17 protein-coding genes are annotated in these 19,231 nt (G+C 60.5%); 12 read left to right on the plus strand and 5 right to left on the minus strand.

What is annotated here, in order from left to right; all coding sequences use genetic code 11:
• The first annotated feature begins 134 nt into the window (after positions 1–134).
• The 3 genes from secA to AC1RL5_RS21305 all read left to right on the plus strand — a co-directional run bounded on the left by secA (position 135) and on the right by AC1RL5_RS21305 (position 5,274).
• Entirely contained in the window at positions 135–2,876 is a 2,742-nt protein-coding gene (gene secA / locus AC1RL5_RS21295) for a preprotein translocase subunit SecA (RefSeq protein WP_011063035.1), read from the plus strand.
• A gap of 120 nt (positions 2,877–2,996) precedes the next feature.
• Positions 2,997–4,214 (plus strand): bifunctional glutamate N-acetyltransferase/amino-acid acetyltransferase ArgJ, encoded by a 1,218-nt coding sequence (gene argJ / locus AC1RL5_RS21300; protein ID WP_015636776.1) that lies wholly within the window; start codon positions 2,997–2,999, stop codon positions 4,212–4,214.
• A 115-nt stretch (positions 4,215–4,329) separates the two neighbouring features.
• Entirely contained in the window at positions 4,330–5,274 is a 945-nt protein-coding gene (locus AC1RL5_RS21305; protein ID WP_492589443.1) for a Nudix family hydrolase, read from the plus strand.
• A 101-nt stretch (positions 5,275–5,375) separates the two neighbouring features.
• On the opposite strand, the gene AC1RL5_RS21310 is transcribed toward AC1RL5_RS21305, so the two are convergent.
• The 3 genes from AC1RL5_RS21310 to AC1RL5_RS21320 are packed head-to-tail and all read right to left on the minus strand — an operon-like array spanning position 5,376 to position 8,953.
• Positions 5,376–5,951: a cob(I)yrinic acid a,c-diamide adenosyltransferase gene (locus AC1RL5_RS21310; protein ID WP_093407406.1), complete on the minus strand. Its 576-nt coding sequence runs from the start codon at positions 5,949–5,951 to the stop codon at positions 5,376–5,378.
• A 2-nt stretch (positions 5,952–5,953) separates the two neighbouring features.
• Positions 5,954–7,990, minus strand: coding sequence for a sensor histidine kinase (locus AC1RL5_RS21315; RefSeq protein ID WP_011063031.1), 2,037 nt, complete (start codon positions 7,988–7,990; stop codon positions 5,954–5,956).
• Between the two features lie 45 nt (positions 7,991–8,035).
• On the minus strand, positions 8,036–8,953 hold the full coding sequence (locus AC1RL5_RS21320) for a putative 2-dehydropantoate 2-reductase (RefSeq protein WP_103407139.1): 918 nt from the start codon (positions 8,951–8,953) through the stop codon (positions 8,036–8,038).
• A 143-nt stretch (positions 8,954–9,096) separates the two neighbouring features.
• On the opposite strand from AC1RL5_RS21320, the gene AC1RL5_RS21325 reads away from it, so the two are divergent.
• Entirely contained in the window at positions 9,097–9,582 is a 486-nt protein-coding gene (locus tag AC1RL5_RS21325) for a YajQ family cyclic di-GMP-binding protein (RefSeq protein WP_011063029.1), read from the plus strand.
• Positions 9,583–9,718: 136 nt separating this feature from the next.
• The gene (locus tag AC1RL5_RS21330; RefSeq protein ID WP_011063028.1) at positions 9,719–10,561 is read left to right on the plus strand and encodes a mechanosensitive ion channel family protein; all 843 of its coding nucleotides are present in this window, start codon (positions 9,719–9,721) and stop codon (positions 10,559–10,561) included.
• 276 nt (positions 10,562–10,837) lie between these two features.
• On the opposite strand, the gene AC1RL5_RS21335 is transcribed toward AC1RL5_RS21330, so the two are convergent.
• Positions 10,838–12,178, minus strand: a complete 1,341-nt coding sequence (locus AC1RL5_RS21335) for an OprD family porin (protein ID WP_015636771.1) — start codon at positions 12,176–12,178, stop codon at positions 10,838–10,840.
• 929 nt (positions 12,179–13,107) lie between these two features.
• Between AC1RL5_RS21335 and AC1RL5_RS21340 the strand changes: the two genes are divergently transcribed.
• Together AC1RL5_RS21340 and AC1RL5_RS21345 are read left to right on the plus strand one after the other, a co-directional pair.
• Complete coding sequence (locus AC1RL5_RS21340; RefSeq protein ID WP_011063026.1) at positions 13,108–13,533, plus strand: HIT domain-containing protein; 426 nt, start codon at positions 13,108–13,110, stop codon at positions 13,531–13,533.
• Positions 13,534–13,536: 3 nt separating this feature from the next.
• Positions 13,537–13,743: a SlyX family protein gene (locus AC1RL5_RS21345; RefSeq protein ID WP_011063025.1), complete on the plus strand. Its 207-nt coding sequence runs from the start codon at positions 13,537–13,539 to the stop codon at positions 13,741–13,743.
• Positions 13,744–13,802: 59 nt separating this feature from the next.
• On the opposite strand, the gene AC1RL5_RS21350 is transcribed toward AC1RL5_RS21345, so the two are convergent.
• On the minus strand, positions 13,803–14,408 hold the full coding sequence (locus AC1RL5_RS21350) for a cold-shock protein (RefSeq protein WP_072450808.1): 606 nt from the start codon (positions 14,406–14,408) through the stop codon (positions 13,803–13,805).
• Positions 14,409–14,872: 464 nt separating this feature from the next.
• On the opposite strand from AC1RL5_RS21350, the gene AC1RL5_RS21355 reads away from it, so the two are divergent.
• From AC1RL5_RS21355 to ruvC, 5 genes are all read left to right on the plus strand, one after another.
• Positions 14,873–15,346 (plus strand): Dps family protein, encoded by a 474-nt coding sequence (locus tag AC1RL5_RS21355; protein ID WP_011063023.1) that lies wholly within the window; start codon positions 14,873–14,875, stop codon positions 15,344–15,346.
• 252 nt (positions 15,347–15,598) lie between these two features.
• Positions 15,599–15,820, plus strand: coding sequence for an FmdB family zinc ribbon protein (locus AC1RL5_RS21360; protein ID WP_010457489.1), 222 nt, complete (start codon positions 15,599–15,601; stop codon positions 15,818–15,820).
• 95 nt (positions 15,821–15,915) lie between these two features.
• Complete coding sequence (gene aspS / locus AC1RL5_RS21365; RefSeq protein WP_011063022.1) at positions 15,916–17,691, plus strand: aspartate--tRNA ligase; 1,776 nt, start codon at positions 15,916–15,918, stop codon at positions 17,689–17,691.
• A 112-nt stretch (positions 17,692–17,803) separates the two neighbouring features.
• Positions 17,804–18,550: a YebC/PmpR family DNA-binding transcriptional regulator gene (locus AC1RL5_RS21370; RefSeq protein ID WP_011063021.1), complete on the plus strand. Its 747-nt coding sequence runs from the start codon at positions 17,804–17,806 to the stop codon at positions 18,548–18,550.
• Between the two features lie 129 nt (positions 18,551–18,679).
• On the plus strand, positions 18,680–19,204 hold the full coding sequence (ruvC, locus tag AC1RL5_RS21375) for a crossover junction endodeoxyribonuclease RuvC (protein WP_011063020.1): 525 nt from the start codon (positions 18,680–18,682) through the stop codon (positions 19,202–19,204).
• Positions 19,205–19,231 lie beyond the last annotated feature (27 nt).

Here is a 19,231-nt window from a genome sequence, read left to right on the forward strand (position 1 = left end):
CCAGCATCGTGGAATAACGCCACTTTCCTCACCATCGTTTCCGGGTAGAATGCTCGTTCGCATGCGGCCATGAGGGCTGCTCGGGCGACTCACGGGGCCGCCCTCCAACCCTATGTGTGGAAGATCCTGCCGATATGTTTGCGCCTTTGTTAAAGAAACTTTTTGGAAGCAAGAACGAGCGTGAAGTCAAACGCATGCTCAAGACGGTACAGATCGTCAATGCCTTCGAAGAGCAAATGGTGGCCCTTTCGGACGATCAATTGCGTGCCAAGACTGCCGAGTTCAAGGCCCGTATCGCCAAGGGTGAAACCCTCGACAAACTGCTTCCCGAAGCCTTCGCGGTCGCCCGTGAAGCCGGTAAGCGGATCATGGGAATGCGCCACTTCGATGTGCAGCTGATCGGCGGCATGACCTTGCATGAAGGCAAGATCGCCGAGATGCGCACCGGTGAGGGCAAGACCCTGGTAGCGACCCTGGGTGTGTACCTCAATGCGCTGTCCGGCAAGGGCGTGCACGTGGTGACCGTGAACGACTACCTGGCTCGCCGCGACGCCAACTGGATGCGCCCGCTGTACGAATTCCTCGGCCTGAGCGTCGGCGTGGTCACGCCGTTCCAGCCGCCTGAAGAGAAACGTGCTGCCTACGCCGCCGACATCACCTACGGCACCAACAACGAATTCGGTTTCGACTACCTGCGCGACAACATGGCTTTCAGCATGGAAGACAAGTTCCAGCGCGAGCTCAATTTTGCCGTGATCGACGAAGTCGACTCGATCCTCATCGACGAAGCCCGTACTCCGTTGATCATTTCCGGCCAGGCTGAGGACAGCTCCCGCCTGTACACCGAGATCAACAAGCTGATCCCGCGCCTGGAGCAGCACATCGAGGAAGTGGAAGGCCAGGTCACCAAGGCCGGTCACTTCACCGTCGACGAGAAGACCCGCCAGGTCGAGCTCAACGAAGCCGGTCACCAGTTCATCGAAGAAATGCTGACCCAGGTCGGCCTGCTGGCTGAAGGCGAAAGCCTCTACTCGGCGCACAACCTGGGCCTGTTGACCCACGTTTACGCCGGCCTGCGTGCGCACAAGCTGTTCAACCGCAACGTTGAATACATCGTCCAGGATGGGCAGGTGGTCCTGGTGGACGAACACACCGGTCGTACCATGCCCGGTCGCCGCTTGTCCGAAGGCCTGCACCAGGCCATCGAAGCCAAGGAAAACCTCAATATCCAGGCCGAGAGCCAGACCCTGGCCTCGACCACCTTCCAGAACTACTTCCGTCTGTACACCAAGCTGTCCGGCATGACCGGCACCGCCGACACCGAAGCCTTCGAGTTCCATCAGATCTACGGTCTGCAGGTGATGGTGATTCCGCCGAACAAGCCGCTGGCCCGTAAGGACTACAACGACCTGGTGTTCCTGACCGCGGACGAGAAATACGCCGCGATCATCAACGACATCAAGGAGTGCATGACCCAGGGCCGTCCGGTGCTGGTCGGCACCGCGACCATCGAAACGTCCGAGCACATGTCCAACCTGCTCAACAAGGAAGGCATCGAGCACAAGGTCCTGAACGCCAAGTTTCACGAAAAGGAAGCGGAAATCATTGCCCAGGCCGGTCGCCCGGGCGCCCTGACCATCGCCACCAACATGGCAGGTCGTGGTACCGACATCCTGTTGGGCGGCAACTGGGAAGTGGAAGTGGCTTCCCTGGAGAACCCGACTCCGGAGCAGATCGCCCAGATCAAGGCCGACTGGCAGAAGCGCCACCAGCAAGTGCTGGAGTCCGGTGGCCTGCAGGTGATCGCTTCCGAGCGTCACGAATCCCGTCGTATCGACAACCAGCTGCGTGGCCGTGCCGGCCGCCAGGGCGACGCCGGTTCCAGCCGCTTCTACCTGTCCCTGGAAGACAGCCTGATGCGTATCTTCGCCTCTGACCGGGTGAAGAACTTCATGAAGGCCCTGGGCATGCAGTCCGGCGAGGCGATCGAGCACCGCATGGTGACCAACGCCATCGAGAAGGCCCAGCGCAAGGTCGAAGGCCGCAACTTCGACATCCGCAAGCAGTTGCTGGAGTTCGACGACGTCAACAACGAGCAGCGTAAAGTGATCTATCACATGCGCAACACCTTGTTGGCCGCGGACAACATTGGCGAAACCATCGCCGACTTCCGCCAGGACGTGCTCAACGCTACCGTCAGCGCCCACATTCCGCCGCAATCGCTGCCTGAGCAGTGGGACGTGGCAGGCCTGGAAGAAGCCATCCAGAGTGGCTTCGGTGTCAGCCTGCCGATCCAGCAATGGCTCGACGAAGACGATCACCTGTATGAGGAAACCCTGCGCGAGAAGCTGCTCAACGAGCTGATCGCCGCGTACAACGAGAAAGAAGACCAGGCCGGTGCCGAAGCCCTGCGCACTTTCGAGAAGCAGATTGTTCTGCGGGTACTGGACGACCTGTGGAAAGACCACCTGTCGACCATGGACCACCTGCGTCACGGTATTCACCTGCGTGGCTACGCGCAGAAGAACCCGAAGCAGGAGTACAAGCGCGAATCCTTCACCCTGTTCTCCGAGTTGCTCGACTCCATCAAGCGCGACTCGATCCGCGTGCTGTCCCACGTCCAGGTGCGTCGCGAAGACCCGGCCGAGGAAGAGGCTCGCCTGCGTCAGGAAGCCGAGGCTCTGGCCCAGCGCATGCAGTTCGAACACGCCGAGGCACCGGGGCTGGATCAGCCGGAAGCCCTGGAAGAGGGCGTCGAGGTCGATGTGGCCCTGGCCACCGCGCCAGTGCGCAACGAGCAGAAGCTTGGCCGCAATGAACTGTGCTACTGCGGTTCGGGCAAGAAGTACAAACACTGTCACGGCCAGATCAACTAAGATCCCCGCCAGACACTGAAACACCCGCGCCGTGACGGCATCAGCCGTCGCGGCGTTTTTCCATTTGCGGCACCGTCTTTTGAGACGACGGTGCAGACACCTGATAAGAGGAGCGCATTCATGGCTGTTGGTCTTGGTCCTTTGCCTACGTTGCACCCGGTTGCCGGCTTCGAGCTCGGTATCGCTTCGGCCGGCATCAAGCGCCCGGGGCGCAAGGATGTGGTGGTCATGCGTTGTGCCGAAGGCTCCACGGTGGCGGGGGTGTTCACCCTCAACGCGTTCTGCGCCGCACCGGTGATTCTGGCCAAGCAGCGGGTACAAGGCCCGGTGCGGTATCTGTTGACCAACACCGGTAACGCCAACGCCGGCACTGGTGAGCCGGGCCTGGCCGCGGCGTCCCGCACCTGCGCCAAGCTGGCGGAGCTGACCGGCGTCGATGCCAGCGCCGTGCTGCCTTACTCCACCGGGGTGATCGGCGAGCCATTGCCGGTAGAGAAAATCGAAGGCGCTCTGCAAGCTGCGCTGGACGACCTGTCCGTGGACAACTGGGCTGCCGCCGCCACTGGCATCATGACCACCGACACCCTGCCCAAGGGCGCCAGCCGCCAGTTCCAGCATGATGGCGTGACCATCACCGTGACCGGCATCAGCAAAGGCGCGGGGATGATCCGCCCGAACATGGCAACCATGCTCGGCTACATCGCCACTGACGCCAAAGTCTCCCGCGAAGTGCTGCAGAACCTGTTGCTGGACGGTGCCAACAAGTCCTTCAACCGCATCACCATCGACGGCGACACGTCGACCAACGACTGCTGCATGCTGATCGCCACGGGGCAGGCCAAGTTGCCGGAAATCACCAAGGCCGAGGGCCCGCTGTTCGCTGCCCTGAAGCAGGCGGTGTTCGAGGTGTGCATGGAAGTGGCCCAGGCCATCGTCCGTGACGGTGAGGGCGCGACCAAGTTCGTCACTGTGGAAGTCAACGGCGGGGCTACTTGCCAGGAGTGCCTGGACGTGGGCTACACCGTGGCTCACTCGCCACTGATCAAGACCGCGCTGTTCGCTTCGGACCCGAACTGGGGCCGCATCCTGGCGGCAGTAGGTCGTGCCGGGGTGCCGGACCTGGATGTCAGCAAGATCGACGTGTTCCTCGGTGAAGTCTGCATTGCCAGCCGTGGCGCCCGTGCTGCCAGCTACACCGAAGCCCAGGGCGCGGCGGTGATGCAGCAGGAAGAAATCACCATCCGCATCGAACTGGGCCGTGGCGCGTGCAGCGAAACCATCTGGACCACCGACCTGTCTCACGAATACGTGAAGATCAACGCGGAATACCGCACCTAAGAACCTCGCCGGCGTTGCCGCTCCTGCTGTAGGAGCCGGCTTGCCGGCGAAGCGCAGATCCAACGCCCGGCCCGCAAGGGCCTGGCCAACATGCCTGAGCAGAGGAAGTAGTGCGGTGAAACGAGTACATGTGGCTGCGGCCGTTATCCGGGATGCCAGCGGCAAGATCCTGATTGCCCGGCGTGCCGATACTCAACATCAAGGTGGCCTGTGGGAGTTCCCCGGCGGCAAGGTCGAGCCCGGGGAGGCGGTCGAAGCCGCACTGGCCCGCGAGCTACAGGAAGAACTGGGCATCGCCGTCACCGCAGCGCGCCCGCTGATCAAGGTGCAGCACGATTATCCGGACAAGCAGGTACTGCTGGATGTCTGGGAAGTCTCGGCGTTCAGCGGTGAGCCTCACGGCGCCGAAGGGCAACCTCTGGCCTGGGCCGCTGCGCGTGAGCTGGCCGACTATGAGTTCCCCGCGGCCAATCAGCCGATTGTCGCTGCCGCGCGTCTGCCAGCCCAATACCTGATCACCCCGGAAGGCCTGGAAACCCCGACCCTGCTGCGAGGCATGCAAAAAGCCGTGGCCCAGGGCTGCAAGCTGATTCAACTGCGGGCTCCCGGCGGCTACGACCCGCAATACCGCGACCTGGCGGTGGATGCGGTGGGCCTGTGCGCCGGCAAGGCGCAACTGATGCTCAAGGGGCCCTTCGAATGGCTGGGGGATTTCCCCTCGGCGGGCTGGCACATAACTGCGGCGCAACTGCGCAAGTACGCCAGCGCCGGGCGGCCGTTCGGCAAGGATCGCTGGTTGGCGGCTTCTTGCCATAACGCCGAGGAGCTGTCCCTGGCCCAGCAGATGGACGTGGACTTCGTGACCTTGTCTCCGGTACAGCCCACCCAGACCCATCCGGATGCACAGCCATTGGGCTGGCAACAGGCCGAGCAACTGATCGGCGGTTTCAACAAGCCGGTGTATCTGCTGGGTGGCGTGGGGCCCGCCGAATGCCAGCAGGCCTGGGCAGCGGGTGCTCAAGGTGTAGCGGGTATCCGCGCCTTCTGGCCGCAGGATTGAAGACATCCTCAATGGCAGCCTGGGCCCAGGTCTGCGGGAGCAGGCTTGCCTGAGAGGCATCGTCGGGCGCTTGCAGGCCCTTTCGCCCGCAAGCCGCGTGGTCAGGGCTTGGCGGCGGCCTGCCAGAGGATTTCGGCAATGCCCTGGCGCTTGGCGATCAGTCGCGCGGCGACAAACAGCAGGTCCGACAGGCGATTGATGTAGGCCAGCCCAACCCCTTGCAAAGGCTCAACGGCATTCAGGTGCTGACAGCGACGTTCGGCGCTGCGGGCCAGGCTGCGGCAGACATGGGCCTGGGCGATCAGCGCCGAGCCGCCGGGCAGGATGAAGTTCTCCAGCGGGCCCAACTCCTCGTTCCATAGATCGATGACCGCCTCCAGGCGCTGTACTTCAGCCTCGTTGAGGGCCTGATAGACCGGCATCGCCAGCTCGCCACCCAGGTCGAACAACCGATGCTGACAGGGAGCCAGCACTGTGAGCACTTCCTCGAGCCCGGGGCAGTCACCGCTCTGCTCACCGAGGCCTGCCAGTAGCAGGCCCAATTGGCTGTTCAGGGTATCAACCTCGCCAATGGCTTCGACCCGAGGGTGATCCTTGGGCACCCGACGGCCATCCCCCAGTCCGGTTTCGCCTTTGTCGCCAGTGCGGGTGTAGATCTTCGACAAGCGAAAGCCCATGTTCAGTTCTCCAGTGGTAACGGTTCTTGGACCAGCGGCTGGCTGCTGGCCAGGGGCAGGCGCAAGGTGAAGCAAGTGCCCTGGCCGCGAGTGGACTGCACCTCCATCTGCCCCTTGTGGTTATTGGTGATGATGAAGTACGACACCGACAGGCCGAGCCCGGTGCCCTGGCCGATTTCCTTGGTGGTGAAGAAGGGCTCGAAGGTACGCTTGCGCACGTTTTCGCTCATGCCGATTCCGTTGTCCTCCACCTGGATCTCTGCCCAGGGCGGATTCAAACGGGTACGCAGGATGATACGTCCGGGTTCGCTGTCATCTTCGCGCTGATGGATGGCCTGGGCGGCGTTTTTCAGCAGGTTGAGCAGCACCTGTTCCAGTTCGTTGGCAGTGCCGGCAACCGGGCCCAGGTTCGGGTCGAACTGGCGAATGATCGCCTGGCCCTTGAAGTCGAAGCCAATGGCCAGGTCGAAGTCGTTGCTGGCGATCTCCACCGCCTGGTCGATCAGCGCCGGCAGGTCGCAGGGGGCCATCTGCCGGTTGCTGCGCCGGCTGAAGCTGAGCATGTGGGTGACGATCTTCGCCGCCCGGGCTCCGGCCTGCTGAATGCCATCGAGCAGTTGCGGCACTTCGCGGCTTTCCAGGTAGCGATTGACAGTCTGCAGTTCAACACCGATCTGCTGCGCGTGCTCAAGGTTCTTTGGCAGATCGGCAGACAGCCGTCGGCGAATGTTCTGTACGTTGTGCAGGATCGCTCCCAGCGGGTTGTTGATCTCATGGGCCATGCCGGCCGCGAGGCCGCCCACCGAAAGCATTTTCTCCGATTGCACCATCATCTCTTCCAGGGACAGGCGCTGGGTGATGTCGTCGATACGGATCACCACCCCGCGTCCGGCGCCCCCCATCAGGGGGTAGAAGGTCAGGGCGTAGTGCTTGGGTTCTTCGTCCTTGAACCAGGTGACCCGCTCGACCTTGGTCACCGTGTGCTGTTCGACGGTTTCCTTGAGTTGCGGCAGGAACGGCTTGAGCGGTTCGAAGGCGAGGAAGATCGGCTGGTTCAGGGCTTCGTCGAGCCGGGTGCCGGACAGGGCGCTGGCTTCCTGGTTCCACTGGGTGACGTAGAGCTGTTCATCCAGAGCGATCAGCGCCGAGGGCATGGAGTCGATGATGCTGTTGAGGTAGTTCTGAAAGCCGGTGAGCTTCTTCTCGATCTTGCTGCGCACCTGGACTTCCAGTTCCAGCTTGCGGTTGGTATGGCGGGTTTCCTCCGCCAGCCCCTGGGCCTGGTCGTAGGCGGCCTGGGAGTCGTCCCGGGCGCGCTTGAGCTGCTGCTCGCGAGCTTCGATGCGCGACAGCATGGTGTTGAAGGCTTCTGCCAGGCTGCCGATTTCATCGTGGTTGCCCCGGGCTGCGCGCAGGGCGTAGTTCTCCTCGCGGGTGACCTGGCGCGACAGTTCCTCGAGCTGATGGATCGGCTGGGTGATCAGGCGCTTGATCTGCCGGGCGATGACCAGCCACAGCAGCACACTGAAGATCAGGATTCCCAGGCTGGCGGTCAGGGTGCCGGTGTAGAAGGCCATCGGCAGTTCGCTGGTGGCCACCAGCAGCAGGTGGCCGGGGGCTTGGCCCGGGCGGGGCAGGGTGATGACCTGGTTGCTGCGAAACTCGGTCATTTGCCAGGCTTCGATGTGCCGGTAGCGTTCGGGCAGCTTGAGGCGTTCGCCGTGCTGCAACTGGGCCAGGCGCTGGCCCTTGCCGTCATAGAGTGCGGCAGCCCGCAGCGGGGTATAGCTGTCGAGTTCGTTGAGCAGCTTCTCGGCATCTTCGGGGGAGTTCAGCGCCTGGATCGCCAGGGTCGGATTGGACACCAGGCGGCCAATGGTCTGCAGCGCCTGGGGCGCCATGCTTTCCTGGGAGATCCAGTAGGCCGCGCTGATAAAGGTCAGGTTGGCGACCAGCAGAACGGTGGTCAGCAGGACAAGCAGGGCGGCCAGGAGTTTTTGGCCCACTGGCAGGTTTTCGAGGCGCTGGCGCAATGGCATCGGCTATATCGCTGGAAATGAGCAAGTGGGGAGCGTAGCCGCTGCTCAGGCGCTGGGCAATCCGCGTTGCTGCAGCTGGTTCACCAGGCGCTGTTGCAACTGCTGCAGATGGGGCAGTTGCAGGCGATGCCGGGCAGCAGCTTCACAGGCGTAACCCAGCAGGTAGCTGATTTCGGTGCGTCGCCCGTTACTGACATCCTGGTGCATGGAGGAATAGTTGGCGGCGGTGGCCAGGATCACCCGTTCCACTTCCTGTTGCAGGTTTTGCGCGGCAGCGGGTTGCCCGCAGCATTGCAGCAGCTCGCTCAGCTCGGCGCACAGGGTGGCCACTTCGCACTGATGCTGCTGCAAGCCACCGTTACGGCAGTCGTGCAGTACCGTCAGTGGGTTGATCGCGCAGTTGAGTGCCAGCTTGCGCCAGAGCCGGGTGAGGATCTGGGTGCTCCATTCATGGGGAATGCCGCTGGCCGCCAATTCGTCGAGCCAGATCGGCGGCGTGGGGTGCCCCGAGTCCCCCAGCCAGGTGTAGCCGTGGCCGGCAAAGACCACGCGCCAGTCGCCATCGCGGAAGGCGCCCTCGGTGCTGGAGGCGGCAATGCAGCGTGCCTGGGGCACTCGGGCGGCCACGGCATCCTGGCTGCCCAGGCCGTTCTGCAGCAGGATCAGTTCGGCTCCCGGCTCCAGGCGCGGGGCGATGCTGGCCACTGCCGCCTCGGCGTCGTAGGCCTTGCAGGCCAGCAACAGGCGCTGGATGGGGGCGCTGCTGGTACTGGTTTCTCCGGGAATTGCCAGCAGGCTGCTCTGGCCCTGTTCTACCAGGGTCAGGCCGCCGGCCGCCTGATAGGCCCGCAAGCGGGCGGGGTCACGCAGAATCAGGCGTACCGGCAAGCCGGCGCGGGCCAGGCGGGTGGCCCACAGGGTGCCGAGGCTGCCGGCGCCGAGAACATGCCAGGTGGTGGACATCAGGTTTTCGCTCTGTTTGGCCGCCCGGGGGAGGGCGCGGGGTGAAGGAGGGGAAAGACCCGTTATAATGAGCGCGGATTTTAACCGCAAGCCGGGCGTGTTCGATGTTTTGAACAGCGCCCCTTTTTATTTGGAGAGATTACATGCCGTCGTTTGACGTGGTATCCGAACTGGACAAGCACGAAGTCACCAACGCGGTGGAAAACGCCGTCAAGGAACTGGATCGCCGCTACGACCTCAAGGGCAAGGGCAGCTTCGAGTTCAAGGACAAGGAACTGACCGTCAACCTGACCGCCGAGGCCGAGTTCCAGCTTGAAGCGATGATCGAGATTCTCAAGCTGGCCCTGGTCAAGCGCAAGATCGACGTGCAGTGCCTGGAGGTCAAGGACGCTTATGCCTCTGGCAAGGTGATGAAGCAGGAAGCGGTCCTCAAGGAAGGTATCGATAAAGAACTGGCGAAGAAAATCGTCGCCCATATCAAGGACGCCAAGTTGAAAGTGCAAGCCGCCATTCAGGGCGAGCAGGTACGGGTGACCGGCAAAAAGCGTGACGACCTGCAAGAGGCCATCGCCGCCCTACGTGCCAAAGAGTTCGGCATGCCGCTGCAATTCAACAACTTCCGCGATTGATCGGCTTCTCCGGGAACCTCTAGAGCTTATTGGCGTCCGAGGCCGGAGGAATGGCAGAAACGATTGAGCTCCCGCGGGGCTGGTCGTTCTGCCTGTCAGTCATGTGCGCCGCAACCCCGGGAATCTGGAGAAATAGATGGATTTGAACGCTGAAGTAGACAATCTGGTCCGGGCCTCCCAGGCCTGGATTCCAATGATCATGGAATACGGCAGCCGGGTGCTGCTGGCTGTCATCACCCTGGCCATCGGCTGGTGGTTGATCAACAAATTGACTCACAAAGTGGGCAAGTTGCTGGCCCTGCGCAATGCCGATCTGGCGCTGCAAGGTTTTATCAGCAGCCTGGCCAACATCATTCTCAAGGTCCTGCTGATCGTCAGTGTGGCTTCGATGATCGGTGTCGAAACCACCTCCTTCGTGGCCGCGATCGGTGCTGCCGGCCTGGCCATCGGCCTGGCGCTGCAAGGTAGCCTGGCGAACTTCGCCGGTGGGGTATTGATCCTGCTGTTCCGCCCGTTTCGTATCGGTGACTGGATCGAAGCCCAGGGCATCAGCGGTACCGTCGACAGCATCCAGATCTTCCACACCGTGCTGCGTACCGGTGACAACAAGACAGTAATCGTGCCCAACGGCAACCTGTCCAACGGCATCATCACCAACTACAACCGTCAGCCGACCCGCAAGGTGGTGTTCGACGTGGGTGTGGACTATGACGCGGACCTGCAGAAGGCCCGCGAGGTGTTGCTGGAACTGGCCAAGGATGAGCGGGTACTGGCCGATCCGGCCCCGGTAGCTGTGGTTTCTACCCTGGGCGATAGCGCCATTACCCTGTCGCTGCGGGTATGGGTCAAGACTTCGGACTATTGGGACGTGCTGTTCCAGTTCAATGAGTTGTCCCGTGATCGCTTGAAGGCAGCGGGCATTGATATTCCTTTTCCACAACGGGTGATTCGAGTGGTTCAGGAAGCAGCAGCGCAATAAGTCAGTTTCATGACCTGGCCGTTCGGTCAGCTAATGTTGTTCAAGACAAGGGGCTATCAGCCCCTTGTTTGTTTTCAAGTTCGGACTTGGCAACTATGTAAGTTCGAATCGGCAAGGTCTGAAGTAGCTATTGAAGCCTACTTTATTAGTTAGCTTGCTATCTTGATCGGCGGGTTCAATAGGGTACTTTTGCAAGGCAAAAAAAAACCGCCAACCTGGCTCAGGTTGGCGGTTCTTATTAGTACTGCGTGTTAAAGCAATCCGCTGAGCCGTGAATTACAAGATGCTCAGTGGGTACTCTACGATCAGACGCAGGTCGTTCAGGTTGTCGTAGTTGGTCGCGCGGTAATCGCTATTGGTACCACGATAGATCGCGTTACGCAGACGGAAGGACAGGTCTTTGGCCGGGCCTTCCTGAAGCACGTACTTGGCTTCTACGTCCCATTCATGCTCTTTGCCGTCACTGGAGTCAGCAACGGTAACGTTGCTGCCGCGAATGTAGCGAGTCATGAAGCTCAGGCCTGGCACGCCGAAGGAGGCCATGTTCAGGTCGTAGCGAGCCTGCCAGGATCTTTCGTCTTCGCCCACGAAGTCGGAGATCTGCACAGAGTTGGCTACGTAAACGGTGCCACCACCATCAACGCCGTAGTTGTAGCCGGTCTTGCCGCTGGACTGCTGGTAAGCCACGGTGAACTTGTGGGCTTCGATGCTATAGGCAGCTGCCAGGCTCCAGACGCGGTTGTCCAGGTCGCCAGCCAGCTTCTTACCATCATCCTTGCTGCGATAGCCGTTGAAGTCGAAGTTCAGAGATTGTTTTTCGCTCAGCGGCAGGGTGTAGTTGACGTTGAAGTACTGCTTCTTCCAGTAGTCTTCAACATCGGAAGCGTGCACGGCGAAAATGAAGTTCTCAAGACCCGAGTAGGTAGCACCTACGATATTTGCAGAGCTCAGGCCCGGGTTCTGTTTGCCAGTAACGCGGCTGCGACCGTTGATGCTGTCACGGCCCATGCCGGTCTGGGCGCTCAATGCGGTGAAGCGACCACCGATCAGTTCCAGGCCCTTGATTTCGTTGCTGGTGATCAGGGTGCCGGTGGCAACTTCAGGCAACAGACGGCCGTCGTCTGTAGTAAATACTGGGCTGGATACGAACTGGTTGCCGTATTTCAGTACAGTATCGGAGATGCGGAACTTCGCAGCGCCGCCCAGTTTCGACTGGGTGTTTTCAGGCTCGCCGGAACCATTGGTGGCGAACAGGCCGTTACCCGCACGACCCGAGCCGCCGTCGAGTTTCACGCTGCCCATGGCCATGGCATCGACGCCGAAGCCGACGGTGCCTTGAGTGAAGCCGGACTGATAGGTGAGCAGTTCGCTGATACCGGTGTCTTGACGGTAGCCGCTGGTTTTGTCGTCAGTGCCTGTGGTGTAAGTACCGTTACCACGACGCACGTTACCAACGCCGTCCTTATAGTCACGGTTCATGTACATTGCGCGAGTTTTCGCGGTCAGGGTGCTGTCTTCGATAAAGCCTTTTGCATCGTCCTGGGAGGATGCAATTGCAAACTGCGAGGTGCCTGCTGATACAGCCAGGGCGATCATGCTCCACTTCATCACGCGCATCGTGATTTGCTCCTTTGGTTTTTAGAAGAGTACTGCCGTCCCACCTGTTTTTTTATCTGGGCGGCTCTTTCTTTTTGTGTCGGCGCAAACTTATATCACGCTGACAATGTTGGCGATACTTGCCTATCTATCCTTTCAGCTTCTTTACGGCCCTGTCGCAATTTGCTCGATAGGCGTCGTAATTCTGCAGTCAGTCTGTATTCAGGCCGACAACTTTCAGCAGTGTTTTTCGAAGCCGAGAATGAAGGAAAAAAGTCCCCATGCACACACTCTAAAAAGCACCGCGGGGCAGCCCTGCCACTATTATTATGAGTCTGTAAGGCCTGACTTCCGTTAGACCGTTGCAGACGATGCGGGGTTGAATGCAACAAGCGTGCACAAACTGAATCTAGCCACCCATTTTTCTTCAAAGAGCCGTTCGGGCCTGTAAAAACCGCATAAAACCGCTGTTTCAAGGGGCGGTTTGTTTGGCTTGACTCTGTGGTTTTCCTGGTGCAGGGCTGTGCATTAAGTTGCACAGTGCGGCGAAACGTTACCGCTGCACACTGCAAAGTGAGTAAACGGCGGATGCTTGAGGAATTTAGCGTAGACCGCCTGTGCGATTCTGGTGCAAAACTTTTGCAACGCTGTGCACGATTCATACAGTCAGGCCCAGGCAAAATAAGGGCGCAAGGGTTGGATCGGGTCATTTTCCGAATGGTCTGCGGGTTGTGGGCGCAAATGGTGCGAGGCACGAGAAAATGTCCTGCTGTGGGGCATGGCCTTTGCATCGCGATCGGCTCCTTGCCGTGCCTGAGTGTGTGCTGTCCGGTCTCTGGCTCATTGGTCATGAAGCGCAGGGCATTCGCAGGTATGCTGCGCGTCTGTCGCCTGGCAGGAGTCCGTCTACTGGACGCCGGGCTGAAACAAGCTGAGCGGGAGTAAACGCGGTGTTCACTTTAGATTCACGGCTGCAACAAGACACATTGACCCTCGGGGATTTCCCCCTCTGCCGGTTGCTGCTGTCCAATGACGCCAACTATCCCTGGTTCATCCTGGTGCCGCGTCGCGAGGATATCAGCGAGTTGTTTCAACTGGATGTCACTGACCAGCAACAGCTATGGCAGGAAACCACCGCGCTGGCCGAGTTGCTCAAGGACTCGTTCGATGCCGACAAGTTGAATGTGGCGACGTTGGGCAATGTGGTGAGCCAACTGCATATGCACGTGATCGTGCGCAGGCGTGATGATGCGGCATGGCCTGCACCGGTATGGGGCAAGCATCCGGCCAAGCCTTACAGCACCGAGCAAGTGGCGGCGATCCGTGAACGCCTGCGGTTGGTGCTGACCGATGATTTTCAGTTTCTGGAGGGGTGAGGCATGAGTCTGCAAGAGCGTGTAACCGACCTGGAGAGCCGCCTGGCGTTTCAGGATGACACCATTCAGGCCTTGAACGATGTGCTGGTGGCGCAGCAGAGGGCAGTGGAGCGCCTGCAGTTGCAGATGGCGGCATTGCTCAAGCGCCAGGAAGAAATGGTCGGGCAGTTCGAGTCGTTCGAAGAGGAAGCGCCACCGCCTCATTATTGAGGGGGGTCGTTGGCCATAAAAAAACCGCGCCTGGGCGCGGTTTTTTTATGGGCGGCCGATCAGCGGCGTGGCAGCGCGGCAATCACGTCTTCGGCTTGCAGGCCCTTGTCACGGTTCATTACCGAGAACTCCACGCGCTGGCCTTCCACCAGGACGCGATGGCCTTCTCCGCGAATGGCGCGAAAGTGCACGAAAATATCATCGCCGGAATCCCGGGAGATAAAACCGAAGCCCTTGGAGGTGTTGAACCACTTCACGGTACCGGTATCACGATTGCTCATATCGTAGCTTGGCGTGGCGGAAGCGGAAGGTGATGGCTTGTAGAAACTGATGGCCAGGTGCAGGACTACGGCGATCAGTGCAGTCAGCAAGCTGACCAGAACCGCCGGTTGGCCACCAATGACTGGCATGGGGGCCAGCAGGGTGAGGGTTTGCAGTACAACGACCAGCACCAGCAGGGCGCTGACCAGATTTTGCAGGTGATGACGAGAGCCTTTGTTCCAGTAGGGAATAACTGGAGCCAGGATCAGGTTGAGCAGGCCGAAAAGGGCCAGGTAAAGGGCATCGGGTTGTTGCAGGTAGGGAACCGCGTCAGATCTCAGACTCGGAATCAAGGACAGCAGCAAAGCTGCAATGCCTGTCAGCAGGTGGACGATTTTCAACATTTTGATTAACTCACGTTAAGAAGGAAGCACAAGGAGGAGCTGATCACGCACGGTTCGCTTCTGAACAAATAGGTGAGGCGGTGGTTACGTACGCGGTGTCAGCCTATGCGCGCTGGCCGAAGAAATAGGCAACAGCGACACGGGCTCTATTTAACAGCAAAGCCCAGGCCTTCTCAAATCAGCAGCGGGGCTTGGCCCGGGCGTACAAATGAGCGCTTCTGCAGGCCGAGCTCGGAGAATCGGGCAAAAGCCTGTTCTAGACAGATGGCGGTGATTTTTCCAAGGAACGTCGGATTTCTGCTGCTGTCTGACCTGACTCGAACTCAGTGAGGTTTATCCCGGGCCGGGCCACGGGACAATCCACCGCAGGCCGATTGACGATCCTGGGCGGCGCAGGGGCGGTACTCTTGCTAGAGTGGTCCGGCAGATGAATGGGTGAATCCATCCCGATAACGGAGAGAAACATGGCAATTGATATCGGTATCAGCGAAGAAGATCGTAAATCCATCGTCGACGGTCTTTCCCGTCTGCTTTCGGATACCTACGTGTTGTACCTGAAAACCCATAATTTCCATTGGAACGTCACCGGCCCGCAATTCCGTACCCTGCACTTGATGTTCGAAGAGCAGTACAACGAACTGGCCCTTGCAGTGGACCTGATCGCCGAACGCATTCGCGCCCTGGGCTTCCCGGCTCCGGGGGCCTATTCCATCTATGCCCGGCTGTCTTCGATCAAGGAAGAGGAAGGGGTGCCCGCCGCCGAGGAAATGATCAAGCAACTGGTCGCCGGCCAGGAAGCAGTGACCCGTACCGCCCGGGGCATCTTTCCGTTGCTGGACAAGGTCAGCGACGAGCCCACGGCGGATCTGCTGACCCAGCGCATGCAGGTGCATGAAAAAACCGCGTGGATGCTGCGTTCTCTGCTGGAAAACCGTTAAGCCCGCTCTTGCGAATGGCGTCCCGTACGCCGTTCGCACCCTCGACCAGCAGGCAGCACCTGCGTTCTCCAGGCCTTCCGGGGTTGCAGCCCGGATAGATGCCTGACGGTCGGTGACGCCCGCGATGGGGTTCATACGGCTGCACAGGGCCGATTTAATGGATATAATCCCGCTCTTTGCTACGTAGCCCGGGCTTTGGCGTGGGCTCTGGCTGTAGTTCAAGCAGTAATCTGGATTGCCGAGACGCCCCCCATGCCCATGTACGACTATCAATGCGCTTCCTGTGGTCATCAGCTGGAAGCCATTCAAAAGATCAGCGCCGCGCCGTTGGTCGACTGCCCTGCCTGCCAGGCGCCCGAGCTGAAAAAGATGCTGTCCATGCCTGGTTTCCGCCTGAGCGGCACCGGCTGGTACGAAACCGACTTCAAGACCGGCTCCAAGAAGAACCTGGCCGGTGGCGACAAAGCTGACTAAGTTGAACGACACGCGCGAGTTCTTGCACTATCCGGCACCTTGAGGTGCGCAAGGCCTCCATCGAATTTCGAATTACGAGAAGTGAAACCACTACCATGATGCGCAGCCATTATTGCGGCCAACTGAACGAAAGCCTGGAAGGTCAGGAAGTAACCCTTTGCGGATGGGTCCACCGTCGTCGTGACCACGGCGGGGTGATCTTCCTCGATATCCGTGATCGTGAAGGTCTGGCCCAGGTGGTGTTCGACCCGGACCGCGCTGAAACCTTCGCCGCCGCCGACCGCGTGCGCAGCGAATACGTGGTCAAGATCACCGGCAAGGTACGCTTGCGTCCGGCCGGTGCCGGCAACGCCAACATGGCTTCGGGCATGATCGAAGTCCTGGGCTACGAGCTGGAAGTGCTGAACGAAGCGGAAACCCCGCCGTTCCCGCTCAACGAATACTCGGACGTGGGTGAAGAAACTCGTCTGCGCTATCGCTTCATCGACCTGCGCCGTCCGGAAATGGCCGAGAAGCTGCGCCTGCGTTCGCGCATGACCACCAGCATCCGTCGCTACCTGGACGAGAACGGTTTCCTCGACGTGGAAACCCCGATCCTGACCCGCGCCACCCCAGAGGGCGCCCGCGACTACCTGGTGCCGAGCCGCACCCACGCCGGCAGCTTCTTCGCCCTGCCGCAATCGCCACAGCTGTTCAAGCAACTGCTGATGGTGGCCGGCTTCGACCGCTACTACCAGATCGCCAAGTGCTTCCGCGACGAAGACCTGCGTGCCGACCGTCAGCCTGAGTTCACTCAGATCGACATCGAGACCAGCTTCCTCGACGAAAAAGACATCATGGGCCTGACCGAAGGCATGATCCGCAACCTGTTCAAGGAAGTGCTGGGTCTGGAATTCGGCGAATTCCCGCACATGACCTTTGAAGAGGCCATGCGTCGCTACGGTTCCGACAAGCCGGACCTGCGCAACCCGCTGGAACTGGTGGACGTTGCCGACCAGCTCAAGGAAGTGGAGTTCAAGGTGTTCAGCGGCCCGGCCAACGATCCGAAATGCCGCATCGCCGCCTTGCGCGTTCCAGGCGGGGCGAGCATGCCGCGCAAGCAGATCGACGACTACACCAAGTTTGTCGGCATCTACGGCGCCAAGGGCCTGGCCTACATCAAGGTCAACGAGCGCGCCAAAGGCGTTGAAGGCCTGCAATCGCCGATCGTCAAGAACATTCCGGAAGCCAACCTGAACGTGATCCTCGATCGCGTGGGCGCGGTCGACGGCGACATCGTGTTCTTCGGGGCCGACAAGGCCAAGATCGTCAGCGAAGCCTTGGGCGCGCTGCGTATCAAGCTCGGTCACGACCTGAACCTGCTGACGTGCGAATGGGCGCCGATGTGGGTTGTCGACTTCCCGATGTTCGAAGAGAACGACGACGGCAGCTTCACCGCCCTGCATCACCCGTTCACCGCGCCGAAGTGCTCGCCGGAAGAACTGGAAGCCAACCCGGCTACCGCTCTGTCGCGCGCCTACGACATGGTTTTGAACGGCACCGAATTGGGTGGCGGTTCGATCCGTATCCACCGCAAGGAAATGCAGCAAGCGGTATTCCGCCTGCTGGGCATCAGCGAAGCGGAACAGGAAGAGAAGTTCGGCTTCCTGCTGGACGCCCTCAAGTACGGCGCGCCGCCGCACGGTGGCCTGGCCTTCGGCCTGGACCGCCTGGTGATGCTGATGACCGGCGCCCAGTCGATCCGCGAAGTGATCGCCTTCCCGAAAACCCAGAGCGCGGCCTGCGTCATGACTCAGGCACCGGGTCTGGTGGATGCCAAGGCTCTGCGCGAGCTGCACATCCGCCTGCGCGAACAGCCCAAGGCTGAATAAGCCGGCCCGTTAAGGCGCACCTTCGGGTGCGCTTTTTCTATGGGTCGAGTTTTTGTTGCCCGCACCCGCCATGCGGCGTGGGCAATGTTTCAAAGAGAATTTGGAGCAAGTTATGGCAGGTCATTCCAAGTGGGCGAACATCAAGCACCGCAAAGAGCGTCAGGATGCCAAGAGAGGCAAGATCTTCACCAAGTGGATTCGTGAGCTGACTGTCGCGGCCCGTCAGGGTGGCGGCGATCCCAACTCCAACCCACGCCTGCGCCTGGCCCTGGACAAGGCCCTGGGGGCCAACATGAGCCGTGACATCATCGACCGGGCCATCGCCCGTGGCACCGGCGCTGCCGGCAGCGACGATGTGGTCGAGCTGACCTATGAAGGCTACGGCCCCAACGGCGTGGCGGTGATGGTCGAGTGCATGACCGACAACCGCAACCGCACCGCGGCAGCTGTTCGTCATGCCTTCAGCAAGTGTGGCGGCAACCTGGGTACCGACGGTTCGGTGGCCTACCTGTTCGAGCGCAAGGGGCAGATCACCTTCGCCGAAGGTGTCGATGAAGACGCCTTGATGGAAGCGGCGATGGAAGCCGATGCCGACGATGTGGTCAGCAACGAAGACGGTTCGATCGACGTGTTCACCTCGTTCGCCGGTTTCTATGGCGTGCGCAATGCCTTGGAAGCGGCGGGTTTTACTGCTGCGGACGCGGAAATCGTCATGCTGCCGACCACCAGTGCCGAACTGGACCTGGAAGGCGCCGAGAAGGTCCTCAAGCTGATCGACATGCTGGAAGACCTGGATGATGTGCAGAACGTCTATTCCAACGCGGATATTCCCGAGTCGGTCGCCGAGCAACTCGGCTGATTCAACTGCACTAACCTTGAGGCCGGAGGTGCGAAGCCGTGATCATTGCGCGGCAGGGCGCTTCCGGCTTCTGCCTTTTCGCTGTTCCGGTCCTGGCCGGCAAGCCTCTTTATTCAAGCAGCAGGCGTTATGACTCTTATTCTTGGCATCGACCCCGGTTCGCGCATTACCGGTTATGGCGTGGTTCGAGACACGGGGCGCGGCTGTGTGTACGTGGCCTCTGGCTGTATCCGTACCGGGGCTGGCGAGCTGCCCGACCGGCTGCAGATCGTCTATCGGGGGGTGCGTGAAGTGATCCAGACCTACGGTCCGGTGACCATGGGGATCGAGAAGGTGTTCATGGCGCGCAACGCCGACTCGGCGCTCAAACTCGGCCAGGCGCGGGGGGCAGCGATCGTTGCCGGTGCCGAAGAGGGGCTGGAGATTGCCGAGTACACCGCCACCCAGGTCAAGCAGGCCGTGGCCGGCACTGGCGGGGCCAACAAGGAACAGGTGCAGATGATGGTCATGCACCTGCTCAAGCTGACCACCAAGCCGCAGATCGATGCCTCGGACGCCCTGGCCATTGCCATCTGTCACGCTCATACCCGTTCCAGCCTGTTGCCCCATGGTCTGGGGACAGCACGCAGTCGTGGCGGCCGCCTGCGTCTCTGATAGCATCAGCGCAGTCATTTTAGGGGT

This window comes from Pseudomonas sp. GW822-FHT06D10 (assembly GCF_058799535.1).